16 protein-coding genes are annotated in these 17759 nt (G+C 72.6%); 4 read left to right on the top strand and 12 right to left on the bottom strand.

Annotated elements, in window-relative coordinates; genetic code table 11:
- The first annotated feature begins 26 nt into the window (after positions 1-26).
- A complete protein-coding gene (locus AC3DEV_RS09770; RefSeq protein ID WP_119192820.1) occupies positions 27-584 on the top strand; it encodes a nucleotidyltransferase family protein in 558 nt (185 codons plus the stop codon).
- A gap of 131 nt (positions 585-715) precedes the next feature.
- On the top strand, positions 716-2371 hold the full coding sequence (locus tag AC3DEV_RS09765; protein WP_363425300.1) for a RecQ family ATP-dependent DNA helicase: 1656 nt from the start codon (positions 716-718) through the stop codon (positions 2369-2371).
- Here the strand turns inward: AC3DEV_RS09765 and AC3DEV_RS09760 are convergent.
- The 12 genes from AC3DEV_RS09760 to AC3DEV_RS09705 form a co-directional block, all read right to left on the bottom strand.
- A complete protein-coding gene (locus tag AC3DEV_RS09760; RefSeq protein ID WP_488371966.1) occupies positions 2358-3803 on the bottom strand; it encodes a ComEC/Rec2 family competence protein in 1446 nt (481 codons plus the stop codon). The genes AC3DEV_RS09765 and AC3DEV_RS09760 overlap by 14 nt on opposite strands.
- Positions 3800-4891 (bottom strand): ComEA family DNA-binding protein, encoded by a 1092-nt coding sequence (locus tag AC3DEV_RS09755; RefSeq protein ID WP_488371965.1) that lies wholly within the window; start codon positions 4889-4891, stop codon positions 3800-3802. Before AC3DEV_RS09755 ends, AC3DEV_RS09760 begins: the two co-directional genes overlap by 4 nt.
- A 50-nt stretch (positions 4892-4941) precedes the next feature.
- The gene (locus AC3DEV_RS09750) at positions 4942-5772 is read right to left on the bottom strand and encodes a DegV family protein (protein WP_335673036.1); all 831 of its coding nucleotides are present in this window, start codon (positions 5770-5772) and stop codon (positions 4942-4944) included.
- On the bottom strand, positions 5769-6467 hold the full coding sequence (locus tag AC3DEV_RS09745) for a histidine phosphatase family protein (RefSeq protein ID WP_488371964.1): 699 nt from the start codon (positions 6465-6467) through the stop codon (positions 5769-5771). Before AC3DEV_RS09745 ends, AC3DEV_RS09750 begins: the two co-directional genes overlap by 4 nt.
- Positions 6468-6475: 8 nt before the next feature.
- Positions 6476-6919 (bottom strand): ribosome silencing factor, encoded by a 444-nt coding sequence (rsfS, locus tag AC3DEV_RS09740; protein ID WP_154830439.1) that lies wholly within the window; start codon positions 6917-6919, stop codon positions 6476-6478.
- The gene (gene nadD / locus AC3DEV_RS09735) at positions 6916-7632 is read right to left on the bottom strand and encodes a nicotinate-nucleotide adenylyltransferase (RefSeq protein WP_096905766.1); all 717 of its coding nucleotides are present in this window, start codon (positions 7630-7632) and stop codon (positions 6916-6918) included. The genes rsfS and nadD overlap by 4 nt, the downstream gene beginning before the upstream one ends.
- Positions 7633-7697: 65 nt before the next feature.
- Positions 7698-9128, bottom strand: a complete 1431-nt coding sequence (locus tag AC3DEV_RS09730) for a vWA domain-containing protein (protein ID WP_488371963.1) — start codon at positions 9126-9128, stop codon at positions 7698-7700.
- 42 nt (positions 9129-9170) lie between these two features.
- The gene (locus tag AC3DEV_RS09725) at positions 9171-10052 is read right to left on the bottom strand and encodes an AAA family ATPase (RefSeq protein ID WP_096905768.1); all 882 of its coding nucleotides are present in this window, start codon (positions 10050-10052) and stop codon (positions 9171-9173) included.
- A 67-nt stretch (positions 10053-10119) separates the two neighbouring features.
- The gene (locus tag AC3DEV_RS09720) at positions 10120-11421 is read right to left on the bottom strand and encodes a glutamate-5-semialdehyde dehydrogenase (protein ID WP_488371962.1); all 1302 of its coding nucleotides are present in this window, start codon (positions 11419-11421) and stop codon (positions 10120-10122) included.
- A gap of 45 nt (positions 11422-11466) precedes the next feature.
- Complete coding sequence (locus tag AC3DEV_RS09715) at positions 11467-12351, bottom strand: SDR family NAD(P)-dependent oxidoreductase (RefSeq protein WP_488371961.1); 885 nt, start codon at positions 12349-12351, stop codon at positions 11467-11469.
- Positions 12348-12974 (bottom strand): class I SAM-dependent DNA methyltransferase, encoded by a 627-nt coding sequence (locus AC3DEV_RS09710; RefSeq protein WP_182633926.1) that lies wholly within the window; start codon positions 12972-12974, stop codon positions 12348-12350. Before AC3DEV_RS09710 ends, AC3DEV_RS09715 begins: the two co-directional genes overlap by 4 nt.
- Before the next feature lie 92 nt (positions 12975-13066).
- A complete protein-coding gene (locus AC3DEV_RS09705) occupies positions 13067-14089 on the bottom strand; it encodes a serine hydrolase domain-containing protein (RefSeq protein ID WP_488371960.1) in 1023 nt (340 codons plus the stop codon).
- 70 nt (positions 14090-14159) lie between these two features.
- On the opposite strand from AC3DEV_RS09705, the gene AC3DEV_RS09700 reads away from it, so the two are divergent.
- Together AC3DEV_RS09700 and AC3DEV_RS09695 are read left to right on the top strand one after the other, a co-directional pair.
- The gene (locus tag AC3DEV_RS09700) at positions 14160-16301 is read left to right on the top strand and encodes a RecQ family ATP-dependent DNA helicase (RefSeq protein WP_488371959.1); all 2142 of its coding nucleotides are present in this window, start codon (positions 14160-14162) and stop codon (positions 16299-16301) included.
- 187 nt (positions 16302-16488) lie between these two features.
- Positions 16489-17739 carry a calcium/sodium antiporter gene (locus AC3DEV_RS09695; protein ID WP_488371958.1) on the top strand — a complete coding sequence of 417 codons (1251 nt, stop codon included), beginning with the start codon at positions 16489-16491 and terminating at the stop codon, positions 17737-17739.
- The last annotated feature ends 20 nt before the right edge of the window (positions 17740-17759 follow it).

Genomic DNA, 17759 nt, shown 5'->3' with positions numbered 1-17759 from the left:
TCCGGCCTCGACGCGACCGTGCCCCGATGACCGGCCTCGTCCTGGCCGCGGGCGCCGGCAGACGGTTCGGCGGCCCCAAGGCCCTCGTCGACTTCCGCGGTGTCCGCCTGGTGGACCGCGCGGTGGGCCTTCTCCGCGCGGGCGGATGCGACCGGGTGCTGGTGGTCAGTGGCGCGGTCGAGCTGGAGGTGCCCGGCGCCGAGGTGGTGCACAACCCGGACTGGGACACCGGCATGGGCTCCTCCCTGCGCGTCGGGCTCACCGCGGTCGGGGACGAGGACGTGGTGGTGGTCCCCGTCGACATGCCGTGGCTGGGACCGGAGTCGGTCCGCCGGGTCCTCGCCGCCGAAGCGTCACTGGCGGTCGCCACCTACGGCGGGACCCGTGCGCACCCGGTCCTCCTCGGTGCGCCACACCTCCCCGGGATCATCGCCACGGCGGCCGGAGACGCGGGCGCCCGCCACTACCTGCGGGCACACCCCCACCTCGTGACCGAGGTGCCGTGCGACGACACCGGGTCACCGCGCGACATCGACCACCCCGGCGACCTGGATGCCCCCGACGGCCCACCCCGGGACGGTTGAGCGGCCGGTGGGTGCGACCACGACCGGCCGGGGCCCGTCCGGTGGGAGCACCCCGCCTGGTGCGCTTACGCTCGACGATCCGGGACCATCCCACCGCGGGCAGCCCGACCGCGACTCGAGAGGACGCACACGTGACGACGACCCGGGCCGAGGCCACCGATCCCCACGAGGTGGCGCACCACGTGTTCGGCTGGGACGACCTGCGCCCGCTGCAGGCCGAGGCGATCGAGGCGGCGGTGGGTGGTCGGGACGTGCTGGCGGTGCTGCCCACCGGCTACGGCAAATCGGCCATCTACCAGCTCGCCGGGATCATGGCGGACGGCCCGTGTGTGGTCGTCTCACCGCTCATCGCGTTGCAGAGCGACCAATGCGAGGGGCTGAACTCAGTGGCGGACTCCGCGCCCACCCGGTCGCTGGCGATCAACTCCTCGATGGGTGCACGCCAGCAGGCCGAGGCCTGGGACGAGGTCGTCGCCGGTCGCGTCCACTTCGTGTTCCTCACCCCCGAGCAGCTGGCCAAACGCGAGGTCCTCGACCGGCTCCGTGAGGCCGGGCCGAGCTTCCTCGTGGTCGACGAGGCGCACTGCGTCTCCGCCTGGGGCCACGACTTCCGCCCCGACTACCTGCGGCTGGACACCGCCCGCCACCGGATGGGGTCACCCACCGTCATCGCGCTCACCGCCACCGCCTCGACCCCGGTCCGCGAGGAGATCGTCGACCGACTCGCCATGACCGACGCCCTGGTGCTGGCCGGCGGGTTCGACCGATCGGAGCTGCACCTCGCGGTGAGACGACACGTCGAGGACGACGGCAAAAAGGACGCGGTCGTCGAGCGGGCCGTCGAACTCGCCGGCCCCGGCCTGGTCTACACCGCCACCCGCCGCTCCACCGAGGAGTACGCCGAGCGGATCGCTGCACGAGCGGCCGACTCAGATCGCCCACTGACGGTCCGTGCCTACCACGCCGGGCAGAAGTCGGCCGACCGTGAAGAGACGCTGGGCTCCTTCCTCGACGGTGACCTCGACGTGGTGGTGGCGACGAGCGCGTTCGGGATGGGGATCGACAAGGAGGACGTGCGGTTCGTCCTGCACGCCGACATCCCCGACTCGCTCGACACGTACTACCAGGAGGCGGGACGGGCCGGACGCGACCGCGAGCCGGCGACGATCGAACTCCACTACCGCAGCGAGGACCTCGGTCTGCGCAGCTTCTTCTCGTCGCACAGTGCCGACGAGGAGGTCATCCGCGCGGTCATCAAGCACCTGCGTCGCGCCGACGGCCCGGTACGGCTGAGCCGGTTGAAGAAGTCCCTCGACTTCGGCCCGCGGCGTGTCACGGGCGCGGTCAACCTGCTCGAGGCGGCGGCCCTCGTCGAGTCCGGCCGGAAAGGGCTGGAACTCGTTGAGGACGTGCGGCCGAAGGAGGCGGTCCGCCGGGCCGAGGAGACCTCGGAGATGTTCGAGCGGATCGATCGCTCGCGGATCGGGATGATGCGCGGATACGCCGAGACCGACGGGTGCCGGCGCCAGTTCCTGCTCGGCTACTTCGGCGAGGAGCTCGCGGACCCGTGCGGGAACTGCGACACCTGCGACGCGGGCACCGCCGTCGACCTCACCCACGACGCGGCGGACTTCCCCCTGCAGTCCGCGGTCGTGCACCGCGAGTGGGGATCCGGGATCGTCATGAGCGTCGACGACGACCGGCTCACCGTGTTCTTCGAGGAACAGGGCTACCGAACGCTGTCGCTCGACCTGGTGCGCGACCAGGAGCTTCTCACCCGGGCATGACGGGTGGCGAGCCCGGCAGCCCGGCAGCGATGTCGGCGACGGTCTCGAGCCACCACAGTGCGGGGGCGCAGGCCGCGGCGAGCAGGACCGCACCGCCCTCCCACACCGGACCGAGCGTGGCCGCCGCCGTACCGAGCACGGTGACCAACGGGACGGCCGGAGCGACGGCGATGTTCGCGGGCAGGGCCCACGGCCCCTGACCCAGCCCCGAGGCCACGAGCACCGGAAGCGTCGCCAGGTGGGCGACGACGCAGACCGCCAGGATATCGGCGACCGGGCCGGGCATCCACGGTCGACGGATCCGCAGGGCCACCGGCCTCGCGGCCAGTACGAGAGCGGCGGTCGCGGTGACGGACAGGACGAAGCCCGTCCCGGTGGCGGTGGCGGGATCGAGGAGGGCGACGACGAGGACCACCGCCGCCAGGGCGGCAAGCGGGCGGCCGGTGCGGTGGGCGCCCAGCGCCGCCAGACCGATGGCCCCGGTGCCGGCGGCCCGCAGAACGGCCGGCTCCGGGCCGACCACGGCCACGAACCCGCCCAGGGCGAGTCCTGCCGCCACGATCCGCCCGCGTCGCCCCACCCCGAGAGCCGCCGCGGCGAGCAGGACCGCCCCCACGACGTAGGTGGTGTTGGCGCCCGAGACCGCAGCGAGATGCGCCAGCCCCGCCGCCCGGAACTCGTCCCGGGTCCGGGCGGAGACCCCTCCCTCGTCGCCCAGGACGAAGGAGGGGAGCAGCCCGGCGGCCTCTCCCTCGAGTGCGCGGCCGGAGACCTGCCGGAGCCGCTCCCGCACCGCCGCCGGGATCTGTCCGGACCATCCGGGTGGGCCCGTCACGCGGGGCGGGGACAGCGCCCGGAGTGCAGGTGGTTCTCCCGCGGATCGCGGCTCCACCACCGCCACCGATGCCTCCACCCGGGTCCCCGGCGGGAGCCCCCGCCAGCCGTTGCGGGCCAGCAGCACAACGTCGAGTTCGGCCTCGCGCGCCGAGCTCCCCGACCCGGTGGACTCCACCCGGACCGGCACCATCACCCCGCCGCCGCGGATCGGCCGGTCAAACCCGGTCACCACCGCCTGTACCCCTGTCCGCGCGCCCACCAGATCGTTCAGCGGGTGCGCGGACAGGGCGTGCACCCGGGCGGCCTGTACCCCCGCCGCAACCGCGCCCGTCGCGCACACCACCGCGAGGACGCCCAGCGCGGCGCGGTCGAGTCGCTCACGCACCCCGTGCCCGGAACCGGTCGACCCGCCGACGGACCACAGCGCGGCGACCACCGCGGCCGCCGCCAACACCACCGCGACGGCGGCGGCGAGAGCCGGGCGGACCACGCCCGTCGCGGCCGTGGCCGCGAACACCGCGAGCGTCGGCACGACCAACCGCAGATCCCGCGCCGCAGGGATCCGGCGCCGTGACGTGTCGACCGGGTCGCTCACACCGTGACCAGCGGCCGGAGCCGTGCCAGGGTCGCCGGCCCGATACCGTCGACCTCCACCAGCTGGTCGACGCTGGTAAACGACCCGTTCGCGGCCCGCCACGCCAGGATCGACGACGCGGTCACCGGCCCCACGCCGGGCAACGACTCGAGTGCCGCCGCGTCGGCGGTGTTGAGATCGACCAGACCCCCACCTCCTCCCGGATCCGGTGGGCCGCCCGCTGGCGCGCCGGTCCCCGCCGTTCCCGGCCCCGCACCAGAACCCGGCCCCGGGCCGGGGCCCGGGCCGGGGCCCGGTCCGATGATGTCGCTGCGCGGGCCTCCCGACCCGTCCGGGCCGGGGGCCGACCCGACGAGGATCTGTTCGCCGTCGGAGACCTTGCGCGCCAGGTTGAGCCCGTCCCGGTCCCCGCCCTCCAGGACACCCCCCGCGCTGTCGAGCGCGTCGGCGACGCGCGCGCCGGGCGCGAGGGTGACCAGTCCGCTGCGGCCGACCAGCCCGACGACGGAGACGACGAGCGGTTCCCCGGCGGTACCCGCTTCCCCGCTCCCCGACCCCGGGGACGGCGGGGCGGGCCGGGTCGAGGCGCCGCCCTCGTCAGTGGCCGCGTCGGCGGGATCGGCGGGATCGGCGGGATCGGCGACAGGCTCCCCCACCTGCGCCAACGGGAGGTCGGGGACCGCAGGCCCCTCGGGGACGGACGAGATCAGACGGTGCACGGAGAACGCGCCGAGACCCAGCACGAGCATCACCAGGGCGATCCCGGCGAGCCGGTCGGGCGCCCACCGGATGCGACCCCACCACGGCGGGTCGGCCCAGGCGGTCGCATCCGGGTACTGCGGCGGGATCCGCTCCGGCCGGTCACCCGCGGGGTCGAGGTCGGCCCACGGCACCGCGGCCAGCCGGCCGGGCCCACCACCGGTTGCCGGAGGGGCGTCGCCCGGGGCCGGACGATGATCGACCGCGGCGGGACGGTCGGCGTCCGGCGGCGAGAGTGCGCTGGCGAGTCGGTGCAGGGCGGCCGCCCGCGCAGGGTCCCGGTGGGAGTCGACGGGGCCGCCGGATCGTGCCGGGGTCTCGGTTCGCATGGCGCGAAGCTAGCCCGGCACATCCTCCGCGGTGGCCCCGATCGCGGCCGTCAGTCCGCCGGCTGTGGAGAGGGGGGAAGGATGGGGAATTCGGTGTCGACCAGGTCCGTCACCGAGACACCCACTGTTCCCGGCCCCAGGTGCCATGCGAGGACCTCGTCGAATTCGACGATCATGACCCGCTCCGGAAACTGGGTCTCCTTGCGGATCTCGGTGGCCATCTCCTCGGCCCGCTCGCGCGCCTGGTGGTGGTGGACCACCACCAGCACGTCACCGCGCGCCACGTCGTCGCGCAGCAGGGACCGCAGCCGCGCATGCGCCTTGGTGGTGGTGCGGGCCTTGGCCGCCAGGTCCACCGATCCGTTACGCAACACGATCACCGGGCGCATTGCCAGGGCGCTTCCGAAGAGCGCGGCGAGCGCACTGATCCGGCCGCCTCTGCGCAGGCTCTCGAGTGACTCCAGGGCGGCGTAGGTCGAGGCGCCCCGGCAGAGCCGCTCGGCGAGTTCGTAGGTCGCGGACAGACCGAGCCCGTTTCCCGCCGCCCACGCGCACTGGGCGACGGCGGCCCCGAACGCCATGCCCGCCCCGCGGGAGTCCGAGACCAGCACCCGGCCCCCGAATCTGGTCGCGGCATCGGCCGCCGACTGCCAGGTACGCGAGAGCTCGCGGGACAGGTGCACCGACACCACGCCGGTGCAGTCGGGATCCGCGAGCAGTTCCTCGTAGATCTCCGCCAGTTCGTCGGGCGTGACCGCGGCCGTGGACACCGCCCGGTCGTTCTCCTCCACGACGTGCAGACCCACCACCGTGATGCCGAACCCGCGGACCCACTCGGCCGGCAGGTCGGCGCTCGAGTCGGTGACCAGGCGGATCGTCATGACGAGCCCACCGGGGGCGTGATGCCGGCGTTCCACTGGTCTAGGCGCCACAGCACACCTCGGGCGGCCTCGGTGGCGGGGCCGACCTCGGGCTCGGGAGGCTGCGCGGCCGTGCCCTCGGGGCGGACATGCGCCGACAGCTGCACCCAGCACGTGTTGCCCAACCCGTTGAACACCGAGTACTGCTCCACCGGCAACTCGAGCAGCGACGCGGTGAGGGCCGCGATCGCGCCGCCGTGGGCCACGATCACGGCGGGGTGCTCGCTCCAGTCGGGCGACGACTCGACCAACTCGTCGACGACCTCTCGGGTCCGCCGCGCCACGTCCAGACGGCTCTCCCCCTCCGGCGGTGACCACCGGGGACTGCTGCGCCACCGGACCCGGGCGTCGGGCCACTGCCCGTCGACCTCGGAGTGGCTCATGCCCTGCCAGGTGCCCAGGTGCGTCTCCCGCAGCCGCGGGTCGGTCCGGACGTCCAATCCCACCTCGGTGGCCAACGCCTTCGCCGTCTCGTGCGCCCGCTGCAGGTCCGAGGACAGGATCGTCCACGGGCGACGCGGCGCCAGCACACGGCCGACGGCGTGGGCCTGCCGCTCACCCAGCTCACTGAGCTCGGTGTCCAGCTGTCCCTGCATCCGCAACGAGGCGTTGTAGTGCGTCTGGCCGTGACGCAGGAGGATGAGACGTCGGGTCACCGGGTGGTTCAGAGCTCCTGATCCCGCTGTGGCTCCTCCGGCGCGAGCGAGTCGTCGGCGTTGCCGGCATCGTCAGCGGACCGTCGCGACGACTCGACGCCCTCGATCTCGACGACCGGGCAGTCCTTCCACAGGCGGTCGAGCGAGTAGTAGTCACGCTCGTCGACGTGCTGGACGTGCACGACCAGCTCGTTGTAGTCGAGCAGTGCCCACCGCCCCTCACGAGTGCCCTCGCGACGCAGCGGCTTGTGGCCGGCCTCGCGCAGCTTGTCCTCGATCTCGTCGACGACGGAGTTGACCTGTCGCTCCGTGTCGGCGGACGCCAGGACGAAACAGTCGGTGATGATGAGCTGGCCGGAGACGTCGATGACGACGATGTCGGTCGCCAGTTTGTCGTCGGCGGCGCGGGCCGCGATGGCGGCCATCTCAAGGGCCTCGGGGCTTGCGGTCACTGGGAATTCTCCTCGGGGTGGGGATCGGTGGGGACGGGCACCCGGTGTACCGGGGCCGTCGCTGCGGGGGTGCCGTCCAGGCGGGTCGAGCCCTCGGGCCGGTAGAGATTGCGTTTCGCGATGTACTGCACGACACCGTCCGGCACGAGATACCACACGGGCGCGTCCTCGGCCGCCCGGCGGCGGCACTCCGTGGACGAGATGGCCAGCGCGGGGATCTCGAGCAGGTAGACGCGCCCGTCCCTGATCTCGGCGAGGTGTGTGTCGGACAGTTCGAACCCGGGCCGGGAGACCCCGACGAACGTGGCGAAGTCGAACATCTCCTCCCACCCGCGCCATGTGAGGATCTTCTCCAGCGCGTCGGCGCCCGTGATGAAGTACAGATCGGTGTCCGGGTGCTGGCGCAGCAGGTCCTTGAGCGTGTCGAGCGTGTAGGTCGGTCCGTCCCGGTCGATATCGACGCGGCTGACCGAGAAGCGCGGGTTGGAGGCCGTGGCGATGACCGTCATCAGGTAGCGGTCCTCGGCCGGTGACACCGCCCGGCCCCGTTTCTGCCACGGCTCGCCGGTGGGGACGAACACCACGTCGTCGAGACCGAACCGGTGGGCGACCTCGCTGGCCGCGACGAGGTGACCGTGATGGATGGGGTCGAAGGTCCCGCCCATCACTCCGATGCGGCGTCGAGCGCCGTCGGAGGTCCCCGTCGTGGTCATGGTCGGTGAGTCTATCGGTCGGGGGTGCCGCCCAGTCGTCTGCCGCGCCCCGTCGCCGCTATCGCTCACACGGGGAGCATGCTCGCGACGACCGTCGTGAGCTGTTCGACGTTGCGGCACTCGTGCATGGGGACGTACTGGGAGTACAGCCTGGCGGCCGAATCGCCGGTCCCCCACTGCCGCTTGGGCTCCGGGTTGAGCCAGTGGGTGTGTCCGACCCGCTCGCTGACGAACTCGAGTGCCTCGACGGACGGATCCCGGTAGTTGTTGCGGCCGTCTCCCAGGATGAGCAGCGACCCCGTCCTGGTCAGGGTGTGGGCGTACCTGTCCGCGAAGCCCGCCAGCGCGTGGCCGTAGTCGGAGTGACCGTCATAGGTGACGATCTCGGCCTCGCGGACCATCCGGCTCATCGCGGATCCGAGGTCCGACCCGGTCTCGAAGAACGAGGTCACCTCGTCGGTGGTGTCGACGAACGCGAACACCCGCACCCGGGAGAACTGCTCACGGAGCGAGTGCACCAACTGGAGGGTGAAGTGGCTGAACCCGGCCACCGAGCCGGACACGTCGCACAGCACGACCAGCTCCGGACGGGCCGGGCGGGGCTTGCGCAGCACCAGTTCCACGGGCACGCCGCCGGTGGACATGGACCGCCGCATGGTCTTGCGCATGTCGATCGCACCGTGCCGGTGACGACGCCGGCGGGCCGCCAGTCGGCTGCCCAGCTGTCTGGCCAGCGGACCCACCCTGCGGCGCAGTGCCTGCAGGTCCTGGTCGTTGGCCCGCAGGAAGTCGACCTGTTCGGCCGCGGGCCCCACCGCGTACTGCGCGACGCGATCGCGGCCCACGGTCTCGGCGGTACGGCGGCGGGTCTCGTCGGCGACCTCCCGCAGGAAGCCGCGGACCAGGTCGGCCGCCGAGTTGGCGGCCGCCGTCTTCTCGGCGTGTCGCTTCGCGCCGTCTGGGTCGAAGGGGTCGGCGCCGAGCAGTCCGTCCAGGATCCGCTGCATGATCGAGTTGGTGTCGAGCGGGCTCAGTGCCTGGTAGGCGGAGTAGCGCGGTCCGTTCACCGAGTCGTACGAGCCCAGCTGCTCGACCAGGAGCTCCGCCAACGCCCGGGCCTTGGCCCGCGACTCCTCGGTGTCCTCGAGCAGGAGCGACGCGATGAGCTCGTTCAGGGCGTCCGGATCCACCTTGCCGTCGTCGTCGGTCGGGATCTCCACCTCGAGCGTCACCGCGTCGCCCGCGGTGTGGGACCCCACGGCGGCCGGGAACCACAGGTCGAAGAGCTGGTCGAACACCCCACGGTGCGTGGACTTGTGCAGGATCGTCGAGGCCAGTGCCTCGCGCAGCGCGGCGCGGTCGAGCAGGTCGACGTGCACCATCGCCGCGGCGGCGTCCACGGCCTCGCTCGGGCCGACGGGGATGCCCTTGCGGCGCAGTGCGTCGACGAAGTCGACGAGGTGGCCGGACATCCCGCCCGGGGCCCTGTCGGTCATTCCGCCCATCTCCTTGTCACCCACCTCCTTGTCCCCACGGCCCTAGTTGAGCCGGAGCTCGGCGGCCGCGCGCAGCTGGTCGGACTGGTGCTTGAGCACCACGCCGAGCGTCTGCAGGACGACCTCGTCGTCGATGGTGTCCAGGCCCAGCGCCACGAGGGTGCGGCCCCAGTCGATCGTCTCCGACACGCTCGGCACCTTCTTCAGCGCCATCGCGCGCAGGACGCCCACCACGCGTACGAGCTGCTCGGCCAGCCGGTCGTCGAGCTCCGGCACCCGGGAGGCGAGGATCTTGCGCTCCAGCTCGGGGGTCGGGAAGTCCAGGTGCAGGTAGAGGCACCGCCGCTTGAGCGCCTCGGACAGCTCGCGGGCCGCGTTGGAGGTCAGCACCACGAACGGGCGTCGGGAGGCCTCGATGGTCCCGAGCTCGGGGATGGTCACCGCGAAGTCGCTGAGGACCTCCAGCAGCAGTCCCTCGATCTCGATGTCGGCCTTGTCCACCTCGTCGACGAGCAGGACGGTGGGCTCACTGCGCCGGATGGCGGTGAGCAGCGGCCGCGACAGCAGGAACTCCTCGGCGAACACGTCATCGCGCGTGGAGTCCCACCCCTCGCCCTGCCCGGCCTGGATCCGCAGGATCTGCTTGGCGTGGTTCCACTCGTAGAGCGCACGGGCCTCGTCCACGCCCTCGTAGCACTGGAGGCGGATGAGTTCGGCCTCCGTGGCGGCGGCGACGGCCTTCGACAGCTCCGTCTTGCCGACACCGGCCGGGCCCTCGATGAGCAGCGGCTTGCCCAGCCGGTCGGCGAGGTAGACCACCGTGGCGGTCGACCGGTCGGCCAGGTACCCCTGTCCGCCGAGGGCCTCGATGACGTGGTCGATGCTCTCGAATGCGGGTCGCTGGGCGGTGCGGGCTCGGTCCATCGGGTGGGTCCTTTTCGGTTCGGGGTCGACGGTGGCGGGCCGGCGGGTGGCCCGGGCGCGAGTGCCTCTACGGCCGCACGTGCCCCTTGCCGTGGGCGATCCACTTCGTGCTGGTCAGTTCCTCGAGCCCCATCGGGCCGCGAGCGTGGAGCTTCTGGGTGGAGATACCGATCTCGGCGCCGAAGCCGAACATCTCACCGTCGGTCCAGGCGGTGGAGGCGTTGACCATCACCGCCGCCGCGTCGACGCGGGCGCAGAACTGGTCCGCCACGTCGATGCTGCGGGTGGAGATGGCCTCGGTGTGTCCGGAGGACCAGCGGTCGATGTGCTCGATCGCCTCGTCCACCCCGTCGACCACCTTGAGCGCGATGTCCATGCTGAGGTACTCCTCGCCCCAGTCGACGTCATCGGCGGGGACGAGGCCCTCGCGGTCACCGTGGACGGTGACGCCGGCCGACCTCAACGCCCCCACGACGCGGTCCACGGCCGCGTCGCCGAGTGCGGAATCGAGCAACACCGTCTCGGTGGCGTTGCAGACGCTGCAGCGACGCGTCTTCCCGTTGAGAAGCAGGCTGATGGCCTCGTCCAGGTCCGCGTCTCCATGGATGTAGAGGTGGCAGTTACCGGTGCCGGTCTCGATGGCCGGGACCTTGGCGTTCTCCACCACGGTCTGGATCAGACCAGCGCCGCCGCGGGGGATGACGACGTCCACCAGACCGCGCGCCTGGATGAGGTGCGTGACCGACGACCGGTCATCGGACGGCAGGAGCTGGGCCGCGTCCACGGGCAGGCCGTGCTCCGCGAGCACACCGCGCAGCACCTCGACCAGCGCCTCGTTGGAGTTGCGGGCCGAGCGCGACCCCCGCAGCAGTGCTGCGTTGCCCGACTTGAAGGCGAGCCCGAACGCGTCGACGGTGACGTTGGGGCGACCCTCGTAGATCATCCCGACCACCCCGAGCGGGACCCGGACCTGTCGCAACTGCAGCCCGTTGGGGCGGGTCGAGCCACGCGTGACGGTGCCGACAGGGTCCGCCAGACCGGCCACCTGACGCAGGCCGCCGGCGATGCCCTCGATCCGCTCGGCGGTGAGCCGCAGCCGGTCGAGCATGGCCTCGCCCATCCCGGCCTCGGACTGCTCGGCGAGGTCCCGGGCGTTGGCCTCGAGGATCGTCGACTCCGCCACCACGAGGGCGTCGGCGGCGGCCTGCAGCAGTGCGTTCTTGCGGTCCGCGGTGAGCAGGGCCAGCTCGCGCGAGGCGGACCGGGCCCGGCGGGCGGCGTCGTGGACGGCGTCGCGGGTCGGGTCCGCGGCGGGCCCGGCGTCCGTCTGGCCAGTGAGGTCGGAAGCGTCGAGGTGGCTGGCTGTCATGCGTTCCAGCTTACCGATGCGGCCGGCGGGGCCACTTCCGACGAGTCAGACCGTCGGGACGGCCCCGGTCTCGCGCACGGCGAACTCCCGGAATCGGCGGGCCAGGTCCGGGTCCCCGGCAGGGCCCGATCGCTCGCCGGGTCCGGGCGGGCCCGCGATCTGTCGGAAACCCGTCGGTCCGATGTACGACGCCGGCGGCAGATCCTCCGTCGCCGCGTACAGCAGCGGGCGTGCCCCATCGGCGGCCGTGGGCACGATCCGCCGGCCGAGCAGATTGAGCACGGCGTTGACCGGTGGGAACGGGGTCGGGTCGAGGATCGAGGTGGCGGCGAACCCGGGGTGCGCGAGCTGTACGTCCACCGCGGAGCCCGCGGCGGCGAGACGGGTCTGCAGGTCGAGTCCCCAGAGCATGCACGCCAGCTTCGACTGGGCGTACGCCGCCGCCATCGAGTAGGGGCGCTGTCGGAAGTGGGGGTCGGCGAAGTCGATCCGCCCCTTGGCGTGGGCCATGGAGGCCGTGATCACCACCCGCTCCCGGATTCGGGGCAGCAGGAGTTCGGTGAGCAGGAACGGCGCGAGGACGTTGACCCCCAAGTGCAGCTCGAAGCCGTCCGCAGTCTCCCGCCGGGTCTTGCTCATCAGACCGGCGTTGTCCAGCAGGATGTCGACGGGGTCCGTGTACGAGGTCGCGAACTCCCGCACGGCGTGCAGGTCGCTCAGGTCCAGCTCGTGGACCTCGGTGGAGCCGCCGATCTCCGCGGCCGCCGCCTCCCCCTCGGCGCGGGTGATGGACGGGAGCACGACGTGGGCGCCCCGGCGCGCGAGTTCACGCGCGGCTTCCTTCCCGATGCCGCTGGTGCCGCCCGTGACCACGATGGTCTTCCCGGTCAGGTCGGGCAGGTCGTCGACGGTCCACGCCGCGGAGCTCACGAGGCGGCCCCGTCGCTGCGCACGAGGACGGTGACCATGAAGCCGCTGTCGTCGTCGAACGGCAACAGATCCCACGTCGACCAGCGCTGCTGCACCCGCAGCCCGGCGCGGTCGGCGTCGCGGTCGAACTCCTCCCGGGTCCAGCCCCGGTCGAGCCCGAAGCCCACGACCAGGCGACCTGCCCTCCCCTCGGTGCCCTCGTCCGCCGTGGCGAGCCGCGCGGCGAGGTTGGTCAGCACGGTGCCGCGGTCGGCGGGGTCGACGAAGGCCAGGACGTTGCCCGCCGACACGGCGAGGTCGAACGGCCCGCGGGGCCAGCCCTCGTCCGCCAGGTCCGCGACCTCCCACGATGCCTCCGGGCACAGCTCCCGCGCCCGCTCGATCAGGTGGGGGTCGAGGTCGACGCCGGTGACACGGTGACCACGCGAGTGCAGGTAGGCGCCGGTGCGCCCCTGACCACAGCCCACGTCGAGGATCCGGGCACCGCGCGGGACCATCGCGTCGATCAGCCGCGCCTCGCCGTCGATGTCCACTCCCTCGGCCACCATGTCGTCCCACCGCCGGGCGTACCGCCGGGAGTGCTCGGGGTCGGCCTCCACGATCTGCTTCCATGTCTGAGCCATGCGGCCCAGTATGGCCGCAGGGAGCGACATGCGTCGCGGAGGACGACGACGACGACGAGCGCGGCCGCAGCAGGGCCGGCGGAACGCGGTGGTCACGAGCCGATGGCGCGGAGGAGTCGGAAGGTGGGCAGATCGGCTCCCCTGGTCTGGTTGACGAGGGTGACCGCGAGGGTCCCGCCGACGGTGTCGACGACGGCGATCGACCGGAATCCGCCGGTCCCGCCGTTGTGCCACAGGGTGCCCGGGCCGGCGCGATGCCACCCGAGCCCCATCCGTTCGGGCCCGGACGGCGGCGTGGCCTGCGTGAGTCGGACGGCGGCCCTGAGGTCGGTGGTCGACGGATCGAGGTGCGCGGCGAGGAACCGCGTCATGTCGGCCGCCGTGGAGCGCAGTGCTCCGGCGCCCGGCATGCCGCGCAGTGGCCACGGCTCGGCGCCGCGGTGGCGGCTGCGGTGCCCGAGGGCCGTTCGTCGCCGCTGCTCGTCGGTCATCTGATCCTCGGTCACGGTGTCGGGCATGCCCAGTGGTCCGCAGATCCGGTCGCGGACGAGCGCCCCGAAGTCGGCGCCGGTCGCGCTGGTCATCGCGATGCCGAGAAGGCCGAAGCCGAGGTTCGAGTACCTCGGCGTGCCCTGCCCCGGGTGCCGACGCGGGCGGAGGCCACGGAGTCCGGCGAGGACGTCCGATTCCGTGAGGTCCGCATAGGGATCCGCACCCGTGCGCACGTAGGCGAGGTTCTCCCGGAGCCCCAACCGACCGGGCGTCCGCGGGAGCCCGGAGGTGTGGGTCGCGAGGTGCTGCAGCGTGATCGGCTCGTCGCCGCCACCCGGCAGGTCCGTGCCGGCGGGGAGCAGGTCCCGGACCGGGGTGTCCAGCCGCCACTGCCCCCGGACGACACCGTCGGCCAGCAGCAGGGCGGTGAACACCTTCGTGATGGAGCCGATCTCGAAGAGCGTGTGGGCGTCCGGGGTGGCGCCCCGACCGGTGTCCCCGCGGGTGGCGGTGTGGACACCGCCCGGTGGCCCGGCAGCCATCACGACCCCGACCCGCCGCCGCGACAGTCGGTCCGTCGCCCGCTCGACCTGCCCCGCGATTCCCTGCCCACCACCGGTCATGGGACCGAGTAAACGCTTCCGGGCTCCGCTCCGCAGGTGAGCTGTCGGAGCGGTGGGGCACGATGGGTCCATGACCTCGACAGCGGACCGTCCCACATCCGACGACCCGGCCACCGGGGACCGGGCCGCCCTCCGGGCCCGCGCCGACGAACTGCTCAGCGGCCTCGCCGGCCCGGGCGCCGTCCTGCGCGAGGACCAGTGGGTCGCCATCGAGGCCCTGGTGGCGGACCGGCGACGCGCGCTGGTGGTCCAGCGCACCGGCTGGGGCAAGTCGGCGGTGTACTTCATCGCCGCCCGGTTGCTCCGCGAGCTGGGGTCGGGCCCCACCGTGATCGTCTCGCCGTTGCTCGCACTCATGCGGAACCAGGTCGAGGCCGCCGCCCGGGCCGGGGTGCGGGCGGCCACCATCAACTCGGCCAACATGACCGAGTGGGACGAGGTCCGCTCGGCGGTCCGGGCCGGTGAGGTCGACGTGCTGCTGGTGAGCCCGGAGCGTCTCAACAACCCCGACTTCCGGGACACGGTCCTGCCCGCGCTCGCGGCGGACGCCGGCCTCGTGGTGGTGGACGAGGCCCACTGCGTCTCGGACTGGGGTCACGACTTCCGGCCGGACTACCGGCGTATCCGCACCCTGCTCGCCGATCTGCCCCACGGCGTGCCGGTCCTGGCCACCACGGCCACGGCCAACGACCGGGTGGTCCGCGACGTCGCGCAGCAGCTCGGGGTCGGTGAGTCCGCCTCGGAGGACACCCTCGTCCTGCGAGGCGGACTGGACCGCGAGTCGCTGCGGCTGTCGGTGGTGGCTATCGACGACTCGGAGAAGCGCGCCGCCTGGCTCGTGGAGAACCTCGAGTCGCTGCCGGGCAGCGGCATCATCTACAGCCTCACCGTCGCGGCGGCCGAGGACATGGCCGAACTACTCACCTCGGCCGGGCACCGGGTCAGCTCCTACACCGGCCGCACCGACGCCGGTGAACGGGAGGAGCTGGAGCGCGCGCTGCTCGACAACGAGGTCAAGGCCCTGGTCGCCACCTCCGCGCTGGGCATGGGCTTCGACAAGCCGGACCTGGGCTTCGTGGTCCACCTGGGTGCCCCACCCTCCCCCATCTCGTACTACCAGCAGATCGGCCGCGCCGGACGTGCCGCCGACCGCGCCGAGGTGGTCCTGCTTCCCGGGCCCGAGGACCGCGCGATCTGGAACCACTTCGCCTCCCTGGCGTTCCCGCCCGAGGACGTGGTGCGGCGGGTCCTCGACGCGCTGGAGCCCGATCGACCGCAGAGCACGCAGGCGCTCGAACCCGCCGTCGACCTCGGCCGCAACCGGCTCGAGATGGTGCTCAAGGTCCTCGACGTCGACGGCGCGGTCCAGCGCGTCCGGGGTGGCTGGGTGGCCACCGGGCGGCCGTGGCACTACGACGCCGAGCGGTACGCGGGGCTGGCGGAGGCACGGCAGTCCGAGCAGCAGGCGATGTTGGAATACCAGCGCACCGGGTCCTGCCGCATGGAGTTCCTCCGCGGCCAGCTCGACGACCCCACCCTCGACCCGGCCTCCGGCGGTTGCGGTCGCTGCGACAACTGCACGGGCCAGCGCCGCACCACGGACGTCGACTCCGGCGCCCTGACCCGCGCCCGCGACGCCCTCGAACGGCCCGGCGTGGTCCTGCCGCCCCGCCGCCAGTGGCCCACCGGCCTCGCCAAGCTCGACGTCCCGCTCAAGGGCAAGATCGCCGACGGCCCCGCCGAGGGCCGGGCTCTGGCCCGCCTGACCGATCTCGGCCTGGGCCAGAAGCTGCGCGCCCTGCTCGCCGAGCCCGACCAGGACGCCCCGGAATGGCTCGCCCGCGCGTGTATTCCCGTCCTCCGCGAGTGGGGCTGGGCGGACCGGCCCACCGGCGTCGCCGCCCTCCTCACCGGCGAGCACCCGCAGCTGGTCACCACTCTCGCGCATGCCCTGGCTCAGATGGGTCGCATGGAACACCTCGGGGAGATCTCCCGCGATCCGGCCCTGCCCGCGGTGACGGCCCAGAACTCCGCGTACCGCGTGGCTCAGTTGTGGGGCACGTTCTCCGGCCCGTCGACGCCGTCCGAGGGCCCCGTCCTCCTGGTCACCGACCTGCTCGGGACGGGGTGGACGATCACCGAGGCGGCCCGGCATCTCCGCTCCTCCGGGGTCCCCGCCGTCCTGCCCCTGGCCGTGGCCACAGCCGGCTAGGTGTGTTGTCCGGCTGGGTGTGATGTCCGGCTGGGTGTGATATCCGGCTGGGTGTGATGTCCGGGGAGGTCGCCGCCCGCGCATCGACAGACCGGAGTCCGGCACGGGATCATCGACCCATGGGTAACGCAACGAGACCGTCACCGTCGGCCGGGCCGGGGTTCACCACGATCCGGTCGGACCCGTCATGAGCGCCCTCACGGTGCTCGCCCTCGCGGTGGGATTCGTCCTGCTCATCGGCGGCGGCGAAGTGCTGGTGCGAGGCGCCGGCGGTCTGGCCGCGACCCTCGGGATCTCCCCGCTGGTGGTGGGACTCACCGTCGTCGCCTTCGCGACCTCCGCGCCGGAGTTCGCGGTGAGCGTCGACGCCGCGCTGAGCGGATACCCGGGGTTGGCCGTCGGCAACGTGGTGGGCAGCAACATCGCGAACATCCTGCTCATCCTGGGTCTGACAGCGATCGTTGCCCCGCTGGTGGCGACGTCCCGCATCGTGCGGGTCGACATCCCCATCATGGTGCTGTTCTCGCTGGTCGCGCTGCTGGTGGCACTCGACGGCACGATCAGCTTCCTCGACGGTCTGCTGTTGTTCGCCGGCCTCGTGGCGTATGTGGTGGCGACGATCGTCATCTCGCGCAAGCAGGATGGAGGCCGGGCCGCCGCGGCACCGGAGGACCCGGTCGCTGACGGCGCCGGTGGTGGCGACGCCGCCGTCGACGGCGCGGGTGATGGCGACGCGGGTGGCGCCAGTGCCGGCGAGACGCGGTCGTCCGGCGTCGCGTCGTCACACCCGGTTCTGGTCAGCAGCGCCTTCGTGATCGTCGGAGTGGCCCTGCTGGTGGTCGGCGCGCGACTACTCGTCGCGGCGGCGAGTGATCTCGCATCGGCATGGGGAATGAGTGACCTGGTCATCGGTCTCACGGTGGTGGCGGTCGGGACATCGCTGCCGGAGCTCGCCACGAGCGTGGTGGCGGCGATCCGCGGTGAACGGGACCTGGCCATCGGCAACATCGTCGGTAGCAACATGTTCAACCTCGGTGCCGTTCTCGGGATGACCTCGCTCATCACGCCCATCGACGTCGCCCCCGGGGCCGTCCGCTTCGACCTGCCGATCATGCTCGCCGTCTCGCTGGCCCTGCTCCCGATCGCCTTCACCGGTATGGCGATCAAGCGGTGGGAGGGACTGCTCTTCACCGGCTTCTACGCCGCGTACGTCGTCTACGTGGTGCTGCAGGCGGCCGACCACGACGCGTTGGATCCGTTCAGCGCCGCCATGCTCTGGTTCGTCATCCCCATCACCGCGCTGTGGCTCATCGTGCTGGCCACCTATGAACTCGGCGTACTGCGGGGGCGCCGACAGGCGCGGGAGCGGCGAGTCGCGGCGGGGGCGCGCGTAGCGGACGAGGAGGACCCGACGGAAGGGGTGACCCGCGACGGGTGAGCGCCCTCGCCGGGCCCGTT

It is taken from the genome of Dietzia sp. IBK-p2-15D, assembly GCF_057773105.1.
The sequence above is the reverse complement of the archived record's forward strand: the minus strand, read 5'-3'. Positions and strand labels throughout refer to the sequence as shown.

What these genes read in the sequence shown, in the direction of transcription:
- AC3DEV_RS09770 (WP_119192820.1), top strand. Translation starts at nt 27, where the DNA reads ATGACCGGCCTCGTCCTGGCCGCGGGCGCCGGCAGACGGTTCGGCGGC.
- AC3DEV_RS09755 (WP_488371965.1), bottom strand. Translation starts at nt 4,891, where the DNA reads ATGCGAACCGAGACCCCGGCACGATCCGGCGGCCCCGTCGACTCCCAC.
- AC3DEV_RS09750 (WP_335673036.1), bottom strand. Translation starts at nt 5,772, where the DNA reads ATGACGATCCGCCTGGTCACCGACTCGAGCGCCGACCTGCCGGCCGAG.
- nadD (WP_096905766.1), bottom strand. Translation starts at nt 7,632, where the DNA reads ATGACCACGACGGGGACCTCCGACGGCGCTCGACGCCGCATCGGAGTG.
- AC3DEV_RS09730 (WP_488371963.1), bottom strand. Translation starts at nt 9,128, where the DNA reads ATGACCGACAGGGCCCCGGGCGGGATGTCCGGCCACCTCGTCGACTTC.
- AC3DEV_RS09725 (WP_096905768.1), bottom strand. Translation starts at nt 10,052, where the DNA reads ATGGACCGAGCCCGCACCGCCCAGCGACCCGCATTCGAGAGCATCGAC.
- AC3DEV_RS09720 (WP_488371962.1), bottom strand. Translation starts at nt 11,421, where the DNA reads ATGACAGCCAGCCACCTCGACGCTTCCGACCTCACTGGCCAGACGGAC.
- AC3DEV_RS09710 (WP_182633926.1), bottom strand. Translation starts at nt 12,974, where the DNA reads ATGGCTCAGACATGGAAGCAGATCGTGGAGGCCGACCCCGAGCACTCC.
- AC3DEV_RS09705 (WP_488371960.1), bottom strand. Translation starts at nt 14,089, where the DNA reads ATGACCGGTGGTGGGCAGGGAATCGCGGGGCAGGTCGAGCGGGCGACG.
- AC3DEV_RS09700 (WP_488371959.1), top strand. Translation starts at nt 14,160, where the DNA reads ATGACCTCGACAGCGGACCGTCCCACATCCGACGACCCGGCCACCGGG.
- AC3DEV_RS09695 (WP_488371958.1), top strand. Translation starts at nt 16,489, where the DNA reads ATGAGCGCCCTCACGGTGCTCGCCCTCGCGGTGGGATTCGTCCTGCTC.